At 76.0% G+C, this 18664-nt stretch carries 16 protein-coding genes; 8 read left to right on the forward strand and 8 right to left on the reverse strand.

Annotation, left to right across the window (positions count from 1 at the left end; translation table 11 throughout):
- Window positions 1-7: 7 nt before the first annotated feature.
- Window positions 8-2974: an ATP-binding protein gene (locus tag MMF93_RS06060; RefSeq protein WP_242750023.1), complete on the reverse strand. Its 2967-nt coding sequence runs from the start codon at window positions 2972-2974 to the stop codon at window positions 8-10.
- 270 nt (window positions 2975-3244) lie between these two features.
- Here MMF93_RS06060 and MMF93_RS06065 point away from each other — a divergent pair, with 270 nt between their 5' ends.
- The 6 genes from MMF93_RS06065 to MMF93_RS06090 all read left to right on the forward strand — a co-directional run bounded on the left by MMF93_RS06065 (window position 3245) and on the right by MMF93_RS06090 (window position 8748).
- Window positions 3245-3469: a hypervirulence associated TUDOR domain-containing protein gene (locus MMF93_RS06065; protein WP_242750025.1), complete on the forward strand. Its 225-nt coding sequence runs from the start codon at window positions 3245-3247 to the stop codon at window positions 3467-3469.
- A gap of 2 nt (window positions 3470-3471) precedes the next feature.
- Window positions 3472-3819, forward strand: a complete 348-nt coding sequence (locus tag MMF93_RS06070; protein ID WP_274709428.1) for a DUF3140 domain-containing protein — start codon at window positions 3472-3474, stop codon at window positions 3817-3819.
- Window positions 3816-5069: an NAD(P)/FAD-dependent oxidoreductase gene (locus tag MMF93_RS06075; RefSeq protein WP_242750026.1), complete on the forward strand. Its 1254-nt coding sequence runs from the start codon at window positions 3816-3818 to the stop codon at window positions 5067-5069. The genes MMF93_RS06070 and MMF93_RS06075 overlap by 4 nt, the downstream gene beginning before the upstream one ends.
- 175 nt (window positions 5070-5244) lie before the next feature.
- Window positions 5245-6447, forward strand: a complete 1203-nt coding sequence (locus MMF93_RS06080; RefSeq protein ID WP_242750028.1) for a lycopene cyclase family protein — start codon at window positions 5245-5247, stop codon at window positions 6445-6447.
- 22 nt (window positions 6448-6469) lie between these two features.
- Entirely contained in the window at window positions 6470-7201 is a 732-nt protein-coding gene (locus tag MMF93_RS06085; RefSeq protein WP_242750030.1) for a class I SAM-dependent methyltransferase, read from the forward strand.
- Complete coding sequence (locus tag MMF93_RS06090; protein ID WP_242750031.1) at window positions 7198-8748, forward strand: FAD-dependent oxidoreductase; 1551 nt, start codon at window positions 7198-7200, stop codon at window positions 8746-8748. Before MMF93_RS06085 ends, MMF93_RS06090 begins: the two co-directional genes overlap by 4 nt.
- Before the next feature lie 48 nt (window positions 8749-8796).
- Here MMF93_RS06090 and MMF93_RS06095 read toward each other — a convergent pair whose 3' ends face one another.
- Genes MMF93_RS06095 through crtI form a run of 3 tightly spaced genes read right to left on the reverse strand, consistent with a single transcriptional unit; the run spans window position 8797 to window position 12501 of the window.
- Window positions 8797-9840 carry a Rieske (2Fe-2S) protein gene (locus MMF93_RS06095; protein ID WP_242750033.1) on the reverse strand — a complete coding sequence of 348 codons (1044 nt, stop codon included), beginning with the start codon at window positions 9838-9840 and terminating at the stop codon, window positions 8797-8799.
- Entirely contained in the window at window positions 9837-10955 is a 1119-nt protein-coding gene (locus MMF93_RS06100) for a phytoene/squalene synthase family protein (RefSeq protein ID WP_242750034.1), read from the reverse strand. Before MMF93_RS06100 ends, MMF93_RS06095 begins: the two co-directional genes overlap by 4 nt.
- Window positions 10942-12501, reverse strand: coding sequence for a phytoene desaturase family protein (crtI, locus tag MMF93_RS06105; protein ID WP_242750036.1), 1560 nt, complete (start codon window positions 12499-12501; stop codon window positions 10942-10944). Before crtI ends, MMF93_RS06100 begins: the two co-directional genes overlap by 14 nt.
- Before the next feature lie 416 nt (window positions 12502-12917).
- On the opposite strand from crtI, the gene MMF93_RS06110 reads away from it, so the two are divergent.
- A complete protein-coding gene (locus MMF93_RS06110; protein ID WP_423835577.1) occupies window positions 12918-13667 on the forward strand; it encodes a TSUP family transporter in 750 nt (249 codons plus the stop codon).
- A 28-nt stretch (window positions 13668-13695) separates the two neighbouring features.
- Here the strand turns inward: MMF93_RS06110 and MMF93_RS06115 are convergent, their stop codons facing one another.
- Window positions 13696-14598 (reverse strand): serine hydrolase, encoded by a 903-nt coding sequence (locus MMF93_RS06115; RefSeq protein ID WP_242750038.1) that lies wholly within the window; start codon window positions 14596-14598, stop codon window positions 13696-13698.
- Window positions 14599-14761: 163 nt separating this feature from the next.
- Window positions 14762-15727, reverse strand: coding sequence for a helix-turn-helix domain-containing protein (locus MMF93_RS06120; RefSeq protein WP_242750039.1), 966 nt, complete (start codon window positions 15725-15727; stop codon window positions 14762-14764).
- Window positions 15728-15867: 140 nt separating this feature from the next.
- Here MMF93_RS06120 and bla point away from each other — a divergent pair, with 140 nt between their 5' ends.
- Window positions 15868-16806 carry a class A beta-lactamase gene (gene bla / locus MMF93_RS06125; protein ID WP_242750040.1) on the forward strand — a complete coding sequence of 313 codons (939 nt, stop codon included), beginning with the start codon at window positions 15868-15870 and terminating at the stop codon, window positions 16804-16806.
- A gap of 79 nt (window positions 16807-16885) precedes the next feature.
- Here bla and MMF93_RS06130 read toward each other — a convergent pair whose 3' ends face one another.
- Both MMF93_RS06130 and MMF93_RS06135 read right to left on the reverse strand, forming a co-directional pair.
- Window positions 16886-17128, reverse strand: coding sequence for a hypothetical protein (locus MMF93_RS06130; RefSeq protein ID WP_242750041.1), 243 nt, complete (start codon window positions 17126-17128; stop codon window positions 16886-16888).
- 253 nt (window positions 17129-17381) lie between these two features.
- A complete protein-coding gene (locus tag MMF93_RS06135; protein ID WP_242750042.1) occupies window positions 17382-18341 on the reverse strand; it encodes an ATP-dependent DNA ligase in 960 nt (319 codons plus the stop codon).
- Between the last annotated feature and the right edge of the window lie 323 nt (window positions 18342-18664).

The raw sequence follows: 18664 nt of genomic DNA on the forward strand, positions 1-18664 counted from the left end.
GCACCGCTCAGCGGTGCGCGGCGCCTCCTCCTCCCTCTCCGCCGCGCGCGGCGCCCTCCGGCGGCTCCTCGCAGGCCGGGCGCGTCGTCGCCACCTGCGCGCGCGAGGCCACGTTCAGCTTGCGCAGCACCCGCGCCACGTGCTGCTCGACGGTGCGCGGTGACAGGAACAGCACCTCGGCGATCTCGCGGTTGGTGCGGCCGAGCGCGACCAGCCGCGCCACCTCCGCCTCCCTCGGGGAGAGCGCGCCCCCGTAGCCGCGCCGCCCCCGGCGCGAGGGCACCACCCGCCCGCTCTGGCGCAGGGCGCGGCGGCAGCGCGCCGCGTCCCGGATCGCGCCGAGCGCCTCGAACTCCGCGGCCGCCTGAGCCAGCGCGCCGCTGCCGGAACCCTCGCCCGCCGCCAGCAGGTTGCGCGCCGCGGCCTCTCCCGTGCGGGCGGCGGAGTAGGGCTGCGGCAGCGCGGCGTAGGCGGCGCGCGCCTCGGTGAACGCGTCGACGGCGTCCTGCGGGCGCCCCTGTGCGGTGGCGAGGATGCCCTGGCAGGCCCGGTGCGCCGCGGCGGCCAGCGGAGCGTCGCGCCCGGCGAGCCGCTCGCCGAACTCCACGGTCAGCGCCGCCGCCTCCGCGTGCCGCGCCCGGCGCACGAGCGCGGCGACCGCCATCGGCGTCAGGTCGGCCGCCCACGTCCAGATGCCCTTCTTGCGGATGCGCGCCACCGCGCGCAGTGCCTCGGCGCAGCCGGCCTCCGCGTCACCGCACGCCAGCCGCAGTCTGGCCAGGGCAGCCGAGGCGGCTGCCAGTATGGTGGCCGGCGCGTTGGCGGGATCGGCCGGGCCCGCGTCCCGCAGCCTGGCCTCGGCCTCCTCCCACTCGCCGCGCGCCGACGCCAGCAGCCCCAGCACCAGATGGGCGTCGGCGGCGATGCCGGAGACGCCGCCGACCAATCCCAGCGCGTTGCGGGCCCGCTCGGCGAGCCCGTCCCAGTGGCCGGTGTACCAGGCCAGGCGCAGCGCGGTGCCCTCGACGATGCTCTCCAGGTACGGGGCTCCGCACTCGGCGGCGAGCCGGCGGCCCTCCAGCCGGTAGCGGCGGGCGGCCTCGTAGTGGCCCAGGCAGGTGGCCGCGTCCGCGATGTTGCCGCAGGCGCGGGCGACTTCGCGGCGCTCGGCGACGGTCCTGCACTGGCCCAGCAGCGCCTCGGCCTGCTCCCACGCGGTGGGCGATCCTGTGGACAGCCGCAGGGAGAGGTGGTTGCCGCGCACGGCGATGCGCAGCGCGCCGTCCGTGCGGGCGGCGACCAGTTCCTCGGCCCGCTCGATCCACCGCTCGTGGACGTGGAGCGGCTCGTCTCCCCAGCTGGGCATGGCCAGTGCGGCCATGCCGCGGGCGGCGAGGGCGGGCCGCTCGCGCAGCTCGGCGACCGCCGTGGCGGTGTCGGCGCGCCCTTCCCGGTAGCGGCCTGCCTGGTTGTTGAGCAGCAGTCCGAGGTTGAGCCGGATCTCGCCGCGCAACCCCTCGGGCAGGCCCGCGTCGCGCAGGACGCGGCGCAGCAGTCCGGTGGCACGGCGGTGGGCGAGTCCGACGGCGGCCTCGGTGGAGAGCCGGGCGGCGAGCCGGCCGCGCTCCCGCGTCGGCAGCCGGTCATCGCACAGCAGTTCCTCCAGCAGCTCCACCACGAGCGCGGTGTCGCCCATGGCGTGCGCGGCGTCCACGGCCTGCTCGCAGTACCGGTACCAGGCGCTCCAGTCGCCGCACAGCCGGGCGTGGTAGGCCAGCCGCACCAGCGGCTGCGGGTCCCTGCGGGCCAGCGCGGTCAGCGCCTGCCTGTGCAGCAGGTGGCGGTCGGGGCCCGGCAGCGTGGAGTAGACCGCCTGCTGGGCGAGCGTGTGCCGGAAGCCGTACCGTCCCCCGTCCTCCTCGTGGAGCATGCCCGCCTGCAGGGCCTCGCGGAGGGCGGCGCCCGCGGCGGGGGCGCGCTCACCGGTACGCGGCTGCGGCACGAAGGCAGCCATTACGTCCGCGATGAGGTCCTCCTCGGCCGGTACGCGCACCACCGCCGCGGCGCGTACCGCGTCGGCGGCGGCGGCCGACAGCTGCGCCATGCGGTCCGCCGTCGCCTCCATGAGGAGCGCGGGGACCCGCATGTGCGCGAGCCCTTCCCAGTCGAGACGCTGCCCGCCGCGGGCGCCGGCCGAGAGCACCCGCACCGTCTCCTCCAGCACGAAGGGGATGCCGGCCGTGGTGCGGTGCAGCTCGGCCGCCAGTTCCTCGGTCGGGGGACGGCCGCCGGTCATGGCGGCCGCCAGCGCGGACACGGCCGCCGGGTCCAGCGGGTGCAGGGGGACGCGGATCTCGGTGGTGCCGGGCGGACAGCGGTGCGCCCGGCCCAACGGCAGCCCGCCGGCGGGCAGGTCCTCGCGCCGGTAGCTGAGCACCAGGGACAGTCCGGGAGGCGGGGCGTCGACGAGGAACCGCAGCAGGTCGCGCGTCCCGTCGTCCGCCCAGTGCACGTCCTCCACCACGACCACGGTGTCGCCGAGCGCCTCAAGCAGCGCGCGCACGGCGCGGAAGAGCCGGTGCTGGGTGGCCCGGTGGTCAGCCGGCGGGTCGGGCGCGGGCGGCAGGACGGCGGCCAGCTCGGGCATGTAGGCGCGCAGGGCGCCGCAGACGGGGTTCAGCCGGGAGGGCAGGTCCTCGCCCAGCCCGCGCAGCAGGTCGACGACCGGGCCGTAGGGGAACGGCTCGCGCAGCGGCAGGCAGCTGCCCGCCAGTACCCGGCGTCGCGGGGCACCGGGGCGCCCGGCGGCCTCGCGGAGCGCCTCGTGGATGAGCCGGGTCTTGCCGATCCCGGCCTCGCCCTCGACGAAGGCCACGGAGGGTGCGGTGGCGAGCGCCTCGCGCAGGGCGCCGAGTTCGTCACCGCGGCCGACGAACCGGGAGGTCTGCGGGGATCTGAGAACCGCGTACGGCACGGGGCCACCTCCACCGCCACGATCGGTCCAAAGCGACGAAACGCGCGGACCGCGTGGGCGTTCAGGATTCGGACAGGGATCGGCGGTCAGCATCCTCCGTGTGTTACCCGCCGACAACAAGCCCCACGGGCCCGCGCGCACCGGGTGACCTCCCTCTCCGCCCTTCCGCCCGGCCGTCCCCCGCACCACGAGGCGCACGTTTCACCCTGTTCGCGGTGGTAACTCCCGGATCGAGACGGTGACGGGACGGCGCGCAGGCGGGAGGCCGGTGTGGGCAAGGACCGGAAGGTACGCGAGGGCGACCGGGTGTCCTGGGCGAGCCACGGGAGCCGCGCGGTCGGCACGGTGAAGAAGAAGATCACCGGGCGGAAGCGCGCGGCGGGTCGCACGGTGGACGCCTCACCCGAGGAGCCGCAGTACGAGGTGGAGAGCGAGAAGTCCGGCCGGCGGGCCGTGCACAAGCCCCGCTCGCTGCGGAAGAGGGACGGTGACTAGGCGTGGCCGTCGCGGACGACACGGTGATCGCTGAGTTCGGCGAGGCCGTGAACATGACCCCCGCCCAGCTGGAGCGCTGGCTGGAGCGCGAGGAGTCCCGCCAGGTGGGGCAGAAGGACGGGAGCGGCGAGAGCACCGGGCACGCCTCGGGGCGGTACATCGTCGAATTGCAGCGCAAGAAGAAGGGCGAGCTGACCGACGAGGACGTGGCCCACATGCGCAAGGTGGTCGGCTACGTCCGCCGTCACCTCGCCCAGCGCCCCTCGGGGGACGTGCGCGAGTCCCCGTGGCGCTACTCGCTGATGAACTGGGGCCACGACCCGTGCGGCGACGGCGGGAGCACCGGGTGAACGGACTGCCCGCGCACAGCGACGTCGTGATCGTGGGGGCCGGTCTCGCGGGCCTGGCGGTGGCCCGGCGGCTGCGGACGCGCGGGATGGACGTGCTGGTCCTCGAAGCGGGCGACGGGGTGGGCGGGCGGGTCCGTACCGACGCGGTGGACGGCTTCTTGCTGGACCGCGGGTTCCAGGTGGTCAACACCGCCTACCCGCAGCTCGCCCGGCACCTGGACGTCGGCCGGCTCGACGTACGCGCGTTCGACAGGGCGCTGCGGGTGCACACCGGCGGCCGCCAGGTGGAGCTGGGCGACCCGCGCCGTGACCCGCGCGCGGTACGCGAAGCGCTGGCCGCGCCGATCGGCTCGCCCCTGGCGAAGGCGGCGCTGGCCGCGCACGCCGCCGCCGTCGCCTACCTGCCGGCTCGCGTGCTGCTGCGCCGCCGTGACGTGCCCTCGGTGGCGGCGTGGCGGCGGCGCGGGATGGGCGGGAGGCTCACCGAGACGGTGCTGCGCCCGTTCTTCACCGGGCTGACGTGCGACCCCGCGCAGGTGACCTCCAGCCGGTTCACCGATCTGATGCTGCGCATGTTCGTGCGGGGCGAGGCCGGCGTGCCGGACGCCGGCATGCAGGAGATCCCCGAACAGCTCGCCCGTCAGCTGCCCGAAGGGACGGTGCGGCTGCACACCGAGGTGCGCGAGGTCGGCCCGGGGCGGGTCGTGACCGACCAGGGTCCTGTCACCGCGCGCGCCGTGGTCGTCGCCGCCGACGCCGCGAGCGCGGCCCGCCTGGTGCCCGCGCTCACACCCCCGCGCTGGCGCGGCCTGACCACCTTCTACCACCGCCTGGAGGGCGGCCCCGACCTGGACGCGACACTGCTGGTGGACGCCGACCCCTCGCCGGTGACCAACACCGTGCCCGTCAGCGCGGCCGCCCCCTCCTACGCGCCGCCGGGGGTGACCCTGCTGGCCACCACCTCCGTCCACGCGGAGGGGAGCGTCGTGGCCGACGAGGGCCGCGTCCGCGCGCGCCTCGCGCAGCTGTACGGCACCGGGACCGGCGCGCTCGACCACGTGGCCACCTACGCCGTGCCCCGCGCGCTGCCCGCCATGACCGCGCCGCACCGCTTCAGCCGCCCACCCGTGGTCGGCGGCGTCGTGGTGTGCGGCGACCACCGGGCCACCAGCTCGCTGGAGGGCACCCTCGCCTCGGCGGAGCGGGCGGCGGACGCCGTCACGACCCGCCTGCGGGGCGGCCCCGGGTAGCGGGAACCGCGGTCTCCACAGCCCCGAGCAGCAGCGGGTCCCCGCCGGAGCGGCGGCACCCGCCGCTCCGGCGGCCATCCGGGTGACGCCGCCGCGCCGCCCCGCCCCCGCGCCGCCCGGCCGCCCCCGCGGGTACGCACACTGGGGCGGGCCGACGGGACGGAGACGGGACACGGTGGGCGACCACGGGCGAGGGGCACGCGCGACAGACGTCGCCATCGTGGGGGCGGGTGCCTCGGGGCTGTCACTCGCCTGGCGGCTGTGCGGCCTGCCGGCCGCGGTGCGCCCGCACGTCACCCTCCTCGACGCGCCCGCGGGGCCGCACCGGCCGCCCGAGCGCACCTGGTGCTACTGGGAGGAGCCGGGCGGCGAGTTCGACAGCGCCCTCACCACCTCGTGGGGGCGGCTGCGGGTACGCGCCCACGACGGCGGCGCCGTGACGGTCCGGCCCGCGCCGCTGCGGTACAAGATGCTGCGCTCGCCCGCCTTCGCCGCGTTCGTGCGCCCCCGTCTGGAGCGCCACCCCGGGCTGCGGCGCCTGGTCGCCCACGTCGGCGAGGTGAGGGACGTGCCCGGTGGCGCGCTCGTGCGCGGGGTCGCCGAGGACGGCCGGGAGGTCGCCGTCCGCGCGCGCTGGGTGTTCGACTCGCGGCCGCCCCCGCGCCCGCCCCGCGCACGGACCCGGCTGGTGCAGCACTTCCGCGGCCTGCTGGTGCGCACTTGGGCCCCCGCCTTCGATCCGGGCGTGGCCGACCTGATGGACTTCCGCACGCCCCAGCCCGCGGGTGGTCTCTCGTTCGGCTACCTGCTGCCGTGCAGCCGCACCGAAGCCCTCGTGGAGTACACCGAGTTCTCCCCCGCCGTGCTGGACGACGCGGGATACGAGGCGGCCCTGACCGGATACGCGCGAGACGTGCTGGGGCTGGGCGCGTACGAGGTCACCGGCGTCGAGGAGGGCGTCATCCCCATGACGGACGGGCACTTCGCCCGCCGGGCGGGCGCCGCCGTCTTCCGGATCGGCACGGCGGGCGGGGCGACCAGGCCCTCCACGGGGTACACCTTCGCGGCGATCCAGCGCCAGACCCGGCACATCGCGGCAGCCCTCGCCCGGGGCCGCACGCCGCTCCCGCCGCGTGCCTACCCGCGCCGGGCGCTGGCGATGGACGCGGTGCTGCTGCGGGCCCTGCACAGCGGGCGGCTGGACGGGCCCGCGTTCTTCACCGGGCTGTTCGGCGCCGTGCCGGCGCGGCGGCTGCTGCGCTTCCTCGACGGTGCCAGCACCCCGGCCGAGGAGGTGGCCCTCGGCCTGCGCACCCCCGTACGCCCCATGCTGCACACCGTCGCGGAGCTGCCACTGCTGCGCCGCACGCCGACCTGACCCTCCCCGCCGGAAGGCTCCCATGACGCTCTTGCGCGACCAGGCGCTGTCCGCCGCGTTCGACCACGCGGCCCCCACCTACGACCGGCTGGTCGGGGCCAATCCGGGCTACCACGCCCAACTGCGCCGCTCGGCCCGGCGTCTGGCGCTCCCCTGGGACGGGCTGGGCATGCGGCTGCTGGATCTGGGGTGCGGTACGGGCGCCTCCACCGCGGCGCTGGCGGCGGCGGCTCCGCTGGCGGAGATCGTGGCGGTGGACGCGTCGCCGGGCATGCTGGAGCGGGCGGCCGCCAAGCGGTGGAGCGCGGGCGTCTCCTTCGTCCACGCCCGTGCCGAGGAGCTCGAAGCGGCCGGGATCACCGGGCCTTTCGACGCGGTGTTCGCCGCCTACCTCTTCCGCAACGTCACGGATCCCGACGCGGTGCTGCGCACCGTGCGGGACCTGCTGCTGCCCGGCGGGCGGCTGGCGGTGCACGAGTACGCGCTCGGGGACGGCCCTGCCCCCCGTGCGGTGTGGCGGGCCGTGTGCGACGGGATCGTCCGCCCGCTCGGTGCCCTGTGCGGCGACTCGCCGCTCTACCGGCACCTGTCGCTGTCCGTGCGGACGTTCGACTCGGCGCAGGCGTTCGCCGGGCGGATGGCCCGCCAGTGCTTCCGCGGCGTACGGGTGCTGCCGGTGCCCGGATGGCAGACGGGCATCGTGCACACGTTCGTGGGCTCGGTGCCCACGTCCCTCCCGGCGGTGGCCCGGTGACCGCCCGGAGCACACGCGGCGCGGGGGCACGGCGCGGCCTGGACCGGCGCGCGTGCGTGCTGCACCCCGCGCCCGGACGGCCGCGCTGTGCGGAGCCGGCTCCCCGGGTGGCCGTCGTCGGCGGCGGCATCGCCGGGCTCGCGGCCGCCACGGGACTGGCCGAGCGGGGCGTGCGCGTCACGGTGTACGAGCGGGAACAGGCGCTGGGCGGACGGCTGGCGGGCCGCACCGTGCGGCTGCGGGACGGCTCCGGGGCGACGATGAGCCGCGGCTTCCACGCCTTCTTCCGCCAGTACTACAACCTGCGGGGGCTGCTGCGGCGGGCCGATCCGGGGCTGACGACGCTGCACGGCCTGCCCGACTATCCGCTGCGGCACAGCGCCGGGCTGTCCGACAGCTTCAGCCGCGTCCCGCGCACCCCGCCCTGGAGCGCGCTCGGATTCGCGGCGCTCAGCCCCACGTTCGGCGTACGGGACCTGGCCAGGATGCGGCCCCGCGCCGCACTCCCCCTGCTGGACGTGCGGGTGCCCGAGGTGTACGAGCGCCTCGACGGCACCAGCGCCCGCGACCTGCTGGCCGCCATCAGGTTCCCCGAGGCGGCGCACCACCTGGCGTTCGAGGTCTTCTCCCGCAGCTTCTTCGCCGACCCGGGTGAGCTGTCGGCGGCCGAGATGGCGCTGATGTTCCACATCTACTTCCTCGGCTCCAGCGAGGGCCTGCTCTTCGACGTGCCCGACGAGCCCTATCCGCAGGCGCTGTGGGAGCCGCTGGGACGCTACCTGGAGAAGCTGGGCGTCGAGCTGCGCACGGGCGAGTTCGTCCGCGAGGTACGGCCGTCGGGCGGCGGCCTGACGCTGGCCACCGGCGGCGGCGAGGAGACCTGCGACGCGACCGTGCTGGCGCTGGACCCCGCGGGGCTGCGCGCGCTGGCCGGCGCCTCCGGGCAGCTGGCCGATCCCGGGTGGCGGGCGCGGGTGGGGCGGCTGCGCACGGCGCCCCCCTTCCTGGTCTCACGGCTGTGGCTGGACCGTCCCGTGGCGCGTGAGCGGCCCGGCTTCCTGGGCACGAGCGGCTACGGGCCGCTGGACAACGTCAGCGTGCTGGAGCGCTGGGAGGGCGAGGCGGCGCGCTGGGCCGCGCGCACCGGCGGCTCCGTGGTGGAGTTGCACGCCTACGCCCTCGACCCGGACGCAGACCGCGGGCGGACCCAGGAGCGGCTGCGCGCGGAACTGGCCCGCGTCTACCCGGAGACGGGGACAGCGAGGACCGTGGACGCGCTGCACGAGTGGCGTGGCGACTGCCCCCTCTTTCCGGTGGGCGGCTACCGCGACCGGCCCACCGTCCGCACCGGCGATGCGCGGGTGGTGGTCGCGGGGGACGCGGTGCGTACCGGGCTGCCCGTGGCGCTGATGGAACGCGCGGCCACCAGCGGGTTCCTCGCCGCCAACGCGCTGTTGGCCGGGTGGGGCGTACGTGGCCAGACGCTGTGGACGGTGCCGCGGCGCGGCCGCTCGGCGCCGCTGCGGGCACTGGCGCGGCTGGGCTGAGGAGCCCCGCCACGCGCGCCCCTCACGCGCGCCCCTCACGCGCGCCCCTCACCCCGGGAAGCGGCGGGTGCTGCGCAGGTGCCAGCGGCGTTCGGCGTAGGCGAGGTCGTCGAGCCACAGCCGCCTGGCGCCCGTCCGCAGCAGGGTCCGCAGCACCGGCGCGCAGGCGCGGGCGAGCGCGAACCCGGCGCGGGGCGAGTGCGCCACGACCGCCTCGGTCACCAGGGTGCGGGGCTCGCCCGACGCCTCGGACTCCAGCGGGGTCGCGTGCGTCTCGACGACGGAGCCGCGCCCCTCCCCCGCGGTGATGTGCATGACGACGGTGCGCGGTTCCGGTGCGGTGAACACGGCCCGCACCGGCACCACCGCCCGCCCCGCCACCTTGAAGGAGACGTCGACCACGAAGCCGTCCGACATCTCACCGCCCGGCGCCCCGTCCCGCGGTGCCTCGTCGGGGGTGCTGACCACCGTCAGGTCGACGAAGGAGTACGGGTGGAACCAGGCGCCGTGCCAGGGGTCGAGGCGGTTGGCGACGATGTCGTCGGGCGTGCAGCGGCCGACGGCGGTGTGCACGGCCTCGACGGAGCGCCCGGGCCGCGGCCTGGTGGGCACGACGGGCCGGTCGGTGGGCTCCTCGCCGCCCGCCCCGTCGAGCCGCACCCAGGCCAGTACCCCGTCGTCGTAGGCCGGATACGGCTCCCAGCCGGGCCTCGGCCGCCCGTCGAAGGCCATGCCGTGCCAGTGGCAGACCAGTTGCCCGCAGCGCACCGGACTGTCCTTCAGCGGCGCCCCCAGGTGCGGGCAGGCGCCGGCTCCCGCGCGGATCCTGCCCTGCGCGTCGTACCAGGCGACGACCTCCACTCCGGCGACGGTCCGGCCCAGCGGCCTCCCCCGGGTCATCTCCCGCGCCGCGCCGAGCACGTACCAGTTGCCCGAGGGCCGCTTGCCCGCGCGGCGCAGCGCGTCCTCGATGAGCCCCGCCCGTGCCGCACGCCAGGTGGGCCGCTGGCGCTCCCAGGGGACCGCGCGCCGGCGCAGGGCCAGCGGGGTCCGGCGGGTGCGTGGGGGCGCGGGCGGTGCACCGTCGGTCATGGTGCCTCCATCAGCTCAGGGTGCGGGGCGGGGGCGGCCGGGTGGTGGCGCGCGAAGCGGTGCGGCCCTGGGCGGCCGTCGCGGTCCTGGGGCCGCGCACCGGGGTGCGGGGCGCGGTACGCGGCGCGCAGCCGCACGGCGGCGACCCGGCTCACGCCGTCCAGCGCGAGGACGGCACGGCGGCGGCGCGGCACGACGGCTCTGCGGTGCAGCACGTCGAAGCCGTTGTCCGCGATGGTCTCCAGGATCGCGCCGTAGAGGACGAACGCGGTCCTGATGCACGGTCTGGCGCGCGGGTCGAGCATGTCGAGGCCGGGGCGGGCCCGGCGGTAGACCCCGCGGGTGAGGTCGAGCGCCGCGGCGAGGGCCGCCGTGACGCGGGGGTCCGCGCGCCCGGTGTCGCGGCTCCAGCGCAGCAGCGCGCGGTCGACGCCGAAGGAGCCCAGCAGGTCCTCGGGCAGGTAGACGCGGCCCCGGTCGAGGTCCTCGCCCACGTCGCGCAGGAAGTTGGTCAGCTGGAAGGCGACACCGAGGGCGGCGGCGTGCGGTGCGGCCTCCTCGCGGGGGACGACGGTGCCCAGGACCGGCAGCATCTGCAGTCCGATGACGGCGGCCGAGCCGTGCATGTAGCGGTGCAGGTCGGCGTAGGTGGGGTAGCGGGTGACGGTCAGGTCGCTGCGCATGGACGCCATGAAGTCGGCGAAGTGGCGGTGGTCGATGGCGTAGCGGGCCGCGGTGTGTGCCAGGGCCCGGACGACGGGCGGCGCTCCCGTGCCTGTGCCCTCACCCGTGCCGGTGCGCAGGGCGGAGGCCAGGTGGCCGTCCATCGTGTCGAGGGCGGCCGCGCGCCGGTCCGCTCCCGCGGGGTCGCCGGGACCGCCGGGGCCGGCCGGATCACCCGGGGCACCCGGGGCGCCGGGGTCGTCGACGATGTCGTCGGCCCAGCGGGCGAAGCCGTACAGGGCGTGGACGGCCGGACGGCGGTCGAGGGGCAGCAGCCGGGTGGCGAGGAAGTAGGTCTTGCCGTGGCGGGCGTTGAGCCGGCGGCTGAGCCGGTAGGCGTCGCGGAGGGCCGGTTCTGTGATCCCCGCGGCGTCGAGTTCACGTTCCGTCATGGGCGAGCGGCCTTCCTGCGGTGCGGGCCCCGGCCGGGGTGCGTGGCGCTCGGCCGGTCGTTGTGGAAGGGGCGCCCGTGAGGCGGGCGGCGGCGAGCTTGCCCGAGAGCAGCACGGTCGGTACGCCGACCCCCGGCGTGGTGCCGCAGCCGGCCAGGACGGCGTTGTCGGTGCCGCGCACGAGGTTGCGGGGCCGGAAGGGGCCGGTCTGGGCGAAGGTGTGCGCGACGGAGAACGGCGTGCCGGCTGCCAGGCCCTGGGCGCTCCAGTCGGCGGGGGTCACCATCAGCTCGTCGTGCACCGAGTCGGCGATGCCGCTCAGGCCCCGCCGCTCCAGGTGGCCCAGCAGCGCCTCGCGGTAGCCGGGGGCCAGGTCGCGCCACTGCCGGGCGCTGGGGCCGAGGTCGGTGTTGGGGCAGGGGGCGAGGACGTAGTGCAGGTGCCGGCCCGGCGGCGCCAGCGCGGGGTCCGTGGCGGTCGGGCGGGTGATCAGCAGCGAGGGGTCGCTCATCAGGCGGCCCTGGCGGGTCAGTTCCCGGAAGGTACGCTGCCAGGCCGCGCCGAACGAGAGGGTGTGGTGGGCCAGTTGCGGCCAGGTGCGGTCGGTCCCCAGGTGCAGCACCACCGCCGAGGGCGCGTGCCGCAGGGCCAGCGGGCGGCGCGGCCGGTGGCCGAGCAGGGCGTAGGAGGTGGGCAGGTCGGGGGTGAGGACGACGGCGTCGCAGGGGACGCGCTCGTCGTCGGTGAGGACGGCGCTCACCCGCTGCCCCGACCGCTCCAGGCTCCGCACGCGCCGCCCGTAGCGCAGGTCGGCTCCCGCGTCCCGCGCCGCGTCCGCCATGGCGCGGGGCAGTGCGTGCATGCCGCCGCGGGGGAAGAAGACGCCTGCGACGGTGTCCATGTAGGCGATGACGGCGTAGGCCGCGAGCGCCCGTTGCGGCGGGACTCCCGCGTACAGCGCCTGGAAGGTGAAGACGCGCCGCAGCCGGTCGTCGGGCAGGAAGCGGGCGATGCGGGTGTCCAGCCTGCCGAAGCCGCCCAGCGCGGCCAGGCGGGCGAGGTCGGGGTGGAGGAGTTGGAGCGGGGTGTCGAAGTTCGCGTCGATGAAGCGCCGCATCTGGACCCTGTAGAGCCGTCGCAGCCAGTCGCGGAGCCGCAGGTAGCCGTCGGCGGCCTCGGCAGAGGCGAAGCGGGCGATCTCCGCGGCCATGGCCTCGGGGTCGCTGTGGACGTCCAGGCGGCTGCCGTCGGCGAAACGCGCACGGTAGGCGGGGTGCAGGGGAACGAGGTCGAGCCTGTCGGCGAGGGAGTCGCCGACGGCGGCGAAGGCGTCCGCGACCAGCTCCGGCATCGTCAGCACGGTGGGTCCCGTGTCGATCCGGTACCCGGAGCGTTCGACGCGTCCCGCCCTGCCTCCTGGACCCGGTGCGCTCTCCAGGACGGTCACCCGGCGTCCGGCGCCGAGCAGGTGCAGCGCGGCGGAGAGGCCGGCCAGTCCGGCGCCGACCACGACGACGTGGTCGCAGCGGCCCGCGACGCCCCTCACCGCCCGGCTCCGGCCCGCCACCGCACCCGCGCCGCCGCATGCGCGGCTCGTGCCTGCGGGTGGCGCTTCGTCGCGCTGCGGCGCATCGCGGCCCTTCCCTCGTGTGCTCGGCGGCGCCGTCGCACGCGGGGTGCGGCGCCGTCTGCCAGTCGACCACGCGAGCGGGGCGCCCGCGCCGTGACCGCTCCGGCGGGCGCACCCCGGCAGCCGAGGGCTACCCGAACGGCCGTACGCACGGGCGAGGGGCGCGTCTGGGATGCTGGGGCGGCCCGCAGCGGGCGGGCCGGCGCGCCGGTGAGCCCGCGCCGCGCGGGGCGGCCACTGTGTTCAGCGGCCGCCGTGGCTCGCACCGGCCGCCGCGCTGACGACGAGGACTGCTCACCTCCGTGTATGACATACCGTTCACGACGGTCGCGATGCTGTGCGTGGCCGCCGCCCTGGCCGGCTGGATCGACGCCGTCGTCGGGGGCGGAGGGCTGCTCCAGCTGCCCGCTCTGCTGATCGCGCTGCCGCATCTGCCGCCCGCCTGGGCGCTGGGCACCAACAAGGCGGCCGCCGTGGTGGGTACCTCGGCAGCGGCGGTGACCTACGCCCGCAAGACCCCGCTCGACCTGCGGCTCGCGGCCCGTCTCGGGCTCGTCGCGGCGCTCGCCTCGCTCGGCGGCGCGTTCTTCGCCGCCGGGGTGGACAGCGCGGTACTGCGTCCGCTGATCATCGTGCTGCTGCTGGCGGTCGCCGCGTTCGTCGTGCTGCGACCCCGCTTCGGGCACACCCCGGGCGGCGCGGCCGCCCGGGCCCGTGTGCTGAGCGCCTTCGCCGTCGCGGGCGTCGGCATCGGCTTCTACGACGGGCTGCTGGGGCCCGGCACCGGCACCTTCCTGGTGATCGCCCTGGTGGCGCTCCTCAACATGGACATGGTCAACGCCTCGGCCACCACGAAGGTCGTCAACGTCTGCACCAACATCGGCGCGCTGGCCATGTTCACCTGGCAGGGCACGGTGCTGTGGGGCCTCGCCTCCGTCATGGCACTGTGCAACATGGCCGGCGCGTTCGTCGGCGCGCACATGGCGCTCAAGCGGGGCAGCGGCTTCGTACGCGGCGTGCTCCTGGTGACGGTCGTCGCCCTGGTGGGGAAGCTCGCCCACGACCAGTGGTGGGCCAGCTGACCGCGGCCACCAGCGGTTCCGCCGCGGCTCAGCCGTGCCGCAGGTGGTCCCGCAGCTCGCGGGCCACCTGCGCCATCAGAGCCTCGGCACCCGGCTGGGTGGCGGCCGGCACACGGGACTCCGTCAGGGCCGCGACGGCGTAGACGGCGCCGTCGGCGTGCTGGACGACCCCCACCTCGTGGCGGAGGTTGAGCAGCGTGCCCGTCTTGGACGACCAGGACGAGGAGTCGGAGCTGAAGTCGGGCGCGAGCCGGTGGCGCATCACGTTGTCCCCCATCAGCGTGCGCAGACGCGCGGTCACCTCCGGGTGCACGGCCGACGGGGTCCACACGGCCTGGAGCAGATCGGTGAAGGCCCGCGCCGTACCGGTGTTGGCGCGGGTGACATCGAGCTGCGGCAGCCGGTGGCCGCGCCCGACGGTGCCCGCGTCGATGGCCAGCGAGTGGGCCAGGTGCGCCTCCTGGGTGCGCAGGCGCTCGACGGGGGTGTCGGTCAGTTCGTCCATCGTGTGGCGGACGGCGATGCCGGTGAGCCCCAGTTCCCCCAGCAGGGCGTCCACGCGCGCCGGCGGGGTGAGGCCGAACAGCGCGTCGGCCGCGGTGTTGTCGCTGAGGGAGGTGGCCAGGTAGAGCAGGTCGTCGACCGCGACCCTGGCCGGGTGCCGGAACCGGGTCAGCCCGGTCGGCCCCGGCCGGGTGATCCGCCCGGGGCTCACCTCCAGCGCCCTGTCCCCCTCCAGTTCGCCGCGCCGGACGCGTTCGAGGGTCGCTATCGCGAGCGGCAGCTTGACCAGGGAGGCGACGGGCAGTTCGGTGTCGGGCTCGATACCGATTTCGTCGCCGGTGTGCAGGTCGCGCACGAGGAACGAGCCGGACAGGCCGCCGTCGCGCAGGTCCTGGCGCAGCGTGCGGAGCAGTCCCTCGGCCGTCATGTGCGCGTCGTCCCTTCGTCCTTCGGCTCGGTTGCCGCTGTGTCTGTTGCTGATGTGTCGGTTGCTGGTGTGGTGGTTGTCGCTTTGCGGGTTGTCGCTGGGTCGGTTGTCGCTGAGTCGGTGACGGTGTCGGTGTCGGTGTCTGGGTAAGCTGTCCGGCCCGTCACTCTGGCGGGGTGCCGCGGGAGTGCGGCGGTCCCCCTCGCCGCGTACGGTCGGCGGCCGGCCGCCGGTGGGCCGCTCCCGCCTCGGCGGGCTCTTCCCCCGCGCCCAGGCAGTGGGCGAGAGCGTCACCGAGGCGGTCGCCGAGCCGTTCGGCGTCGCCCTCCTCCGCGGCGAGGAGACCGTAGGTGCGCTCCATGTCGAGTTCGCCGAGGGGACGCCAGTGCAGAGCGAACTCCTGCGCCTGGACGGGTGAGCACAGCAGCAGGTCGTCGCCGGAGAGCACCTGGGCGGCCGCCTGGGTGAGGCTCGCGGCGACGGACACCTGGGCGGGCAGCAACCCCACGGAGTCGCCCAGGCGCGTGAGGCGGTCACGGACGTGGGGTACGTCGTCCTCGGGCTGGACCCACACCCGCCGGGGGCGCCCGCGTCGGGTGCGGCGGGGGCGGAGGGACTCCAGGAACAGGCGGCGGGCCGCGGGCTCGGCGACCGCGGCGAGGCCGAGCGGTACCGACCAGCGCGCCTGGTCGGGCGGCACCGCGACGAGCGCCGCGCGCACCTGCTGGGAGCGGACCAGGTGCGGCCGCTCGGCGGGCGCCGCGGTCCGCGGGTCGAGGACCAGGCCCAGGCTGCGGGCAGCAGCGGCGAGGCGGGCCAGACCGGGCGTGGGGCAGGTGTCGGGCACGGCCAGGGACACGGGCCGCTGGTGGGCGGTGGCCGCCTCGTGTTCCAGTTCCTCCGCGGCGAGCACCAGGCGGCGGGCGGACGGGAGCAGGGAGCGTCCGAACGGGGTCAGCCGCGCCCTGCGCGAGCTCCGCTCGAACAGCCGCTCACCGACGTGCTGTTCGAGCGCGGCGACGCGGCGGCTGGCGACCGACTGCGACATGCGCGCGGCCGCCGCCCCCGCCGTAAAGCTGCCGCGCTCGCTCACCTGCACGAACGCGCGGCACGCACCCACAAGATCCACGCCTGTCACTCTATGCCGCCGCCACTTCCATGCCGATTGTGCATGAGGTGGCGCGATCGCGTCTTGGACGGCATGACCGGCGCCGGGTGAGGCTGGGCGGGCCCGTCACTCACGGACCTTTCCCGGAGGCATCGACACCCATGCGAACGACCACAGCCCGACGCACCTCCTTCGCGGCGCTCGGCACGCTGGCACTCGTCCTGCCGCTGACCGCGTGCGGCGAGAGCGCCGCGACCGCCTCCGCCGCGACCTCGACCACTGCCCCGTCCTCCTCCGCTTCCGCCCCGGAGAAGGGCGGCGCGGCGGCGGCGTTCAAGAAGCTGGAAGCGGAGTACGGGGCGCGGCTCGGTGTCCACGCCCTCGACACCGGCTCGGGGCGCGCGGTCTCCTACCACGCGGACGAGCGGTTCGCGTACGCGTCTACGCACAAGGCGTTCACGGCCGCCGCCATCCTGGACACGTACTCGCTGAAGGGGCTCGACGACAAGTCGCTCACCGTCGGCAAGGACGTGCCCGTCGGCCACTCCCCCGTCACCAGCGAGCACGTCGGCCAGCAGCTGACCCTGCGCGAGCTGTGCGAGGCAGCCGTCCGCCAGAGCGACAACGGCGCGGACAACCTGCTGGTCCGCGACTTGGGCGGCCCGAAGAAGCTCGACGCCTACCTGGAAGGCCTCGGCGACGACGTCACGCAGATGAACCGCTACGAGACCGCGCTGACCGAGGCCACCCCGGGCGACAAGCGGGACACCACGACCCCGCGCGCCTTCGCCGAGGACCTGCGCGCCGTCACCCTCGGTGACGCCCTGCACGAGCCGGAGCGTGCCCAGTTGGACGACTGGCTGGACGAGAGCCCGACCGGCACCGGGCTCATCAGGGCCGGGGTCCCCAAGGAGTGGAGCGTCGGCGACAAGAGCGGGGCCGCCAGGTACGGCACCCGCAACGACATCGCCGTCGTCCGCCCGCCGGGTAAGGCGCCCCTGATCGTGACGGTCATGTCGAAGCGGAAGAAGGAGGACGCCGACTACGACGACAAGCTCGTCGCCGAGGCCGCCTCCGTCGTGGCCGACAAGCTCTCCTGACGCACCCGCCGCCGGGAAAGCGGACCGGGGCTCGTGCCACGGCAGGCGCACGAGCCCCGGGTCACGCGCTCACATCCGGTCAGAGGAGACCGAGAACGCCCAGGCCGAGCATGCCGTCACGGTTGCCGAGCTTGAGGGGTCTCTGGTCGGTGGAGGAGCGGCCGTCCTGGTCGCCGCCGGACGGCGCGGGTGCCGAGGCGGCGGGGGCCACCGCCGCCTGGGACGGGGCGGCCTGCGCGACACCGCACAGGGGCACGAGTGCGGTGACCGTCAGGGCGGCGATGGCGGTCGCGATACGAGATGAGCGGGAAAGGCGACGCATGGGGACTCCTTGTCGTCTTGTCAGCTTGTCGGCGTGTCCGTCGCTCCGGCCTGCTCTGCCGTTCCACACGCCTCGGCGGCGCGAACCGGATGTCGACTGGTCGGGGACGTTGCCTCCACGCTGCACCGGGTGACGGAGCGGTGCGCGCGGTAGTGGGCCGGACAGGTCACCCGGGCCCCCGCCCCTCCCACTGTCTCCCGTCACCGCCACGCCACCGCCGCGTCCGCTCAGCGCCTCACTCCGCTCACTCCGCTCACTCCACGGGCCCCGACGGGAACCGGGGCACGTCCTGGGGTGCGAACTGAGGGCGTCTCCTGCGGGCCTGGACGGGATGGCGCCAGCGGCCCTCGTCGAAGGCCACGTCCGCCTCGAACTCGACCACGTGCTCGGGAACGACGCAGCGGTGCGCGAGGAGATCGCGGCTACCCCATCCGGAGCGGAACCGGGCGTCGGTCCAGGGGTGTTCGGGCCCGGCGGGGGTCAGCAGGGGGCCGAGTTCCCGGCGCAGCGCGGTGGTCACCGGAGCGCTCTGGGCCACCATGCGCAGAGCACCGTCCTCGTCGTAGCGCCCCAGCAAGAGCACGTCGGGAGAGGCCAGAGGTCCGGTGACGGCGCCGACGAAGGCCTCCGCCGTGGCGCGGGCGCGCAGCTTGCGCCAGCCGCGCTCGCCGGGTCTGTAGGGCTGGCCGAGGCCCTTGACGACCATGCCCTCGATGCCGACGCGGGCCCACCCGGCGTCGAGCCACTCCTGTGCGCGGGCCGGGTCGGTCGTCATGGGGCACAGGGCCCAGGGCGGCTGGAGGTCGCCGCGGGTGAAGACCTCCTCCAGCAGGGCGCGGCGCTCCCGGTAGGGGCGGTGCATGGTGGTCTCGTCGCCGAGTTGGAGCAGGTCGAAGGCGATGAAGTGGGCCGGGTGGGCGGCCGCGGCCGCCTCGGCGCGCGCTCCGGTGCGCTGGGCTCGCGACTGGAGCCGGCCGAAGCTGACCGCTCCATCCTCGATCACGACCAGTTCCCCGTCGAAGACGGCCTCCTCTCCCAGTGTGGCGGCGGCGCGCAGGAGGTCGGGGAAGCCGGGGCCGAGGTCGGTACCGCGGCGCGACTGGAGGCGTGGCGCGTCGGGGCGCGCGTAGACCAGCGCCCGGTAGCCGTCCCACTTGGCCTCGTACGCCAGCCCGTCCGCGCGGGGCGTCACCTCGACCGTCCTGGCGGTCATCGGGGGGATGGGCGGGGCGAGCCGTTTATCGCCCATATGCCACGTATAGCGCGGAACACCGGAGTGTGCGACCGCAGGCCGCGGACCCCGGGCCGGGGGCGGAGGGGCCGGCCGGCCCCCGGCGCCCGGTGGGGCGGCGCCGGAGTGCCCGGTGGGGCGGCGGATGTGAAGGCAGGCCGCGGGTGTGAAGGCAGGCTGCGGGTGCGGTTAAGAAAGTCTCGATGGACCCCGCGGCCCGCCGTGCGGCAGATTCGTGCCGGCGGCGCACCCTCGCCGCCGCCCCCCCTTTCCCCGCAGGGCCCAGGGCCGGGCCGCCGTCGCGC

The organism is Streptomyces tubbatahanensis, from assembly GCF_022699385.1.
GTDB lineage: Bacteria > Actinomycetota > Actinomycetes > Streptomycetales > Streptomycetaceae > Streptomyces > Streptomyces diacarni.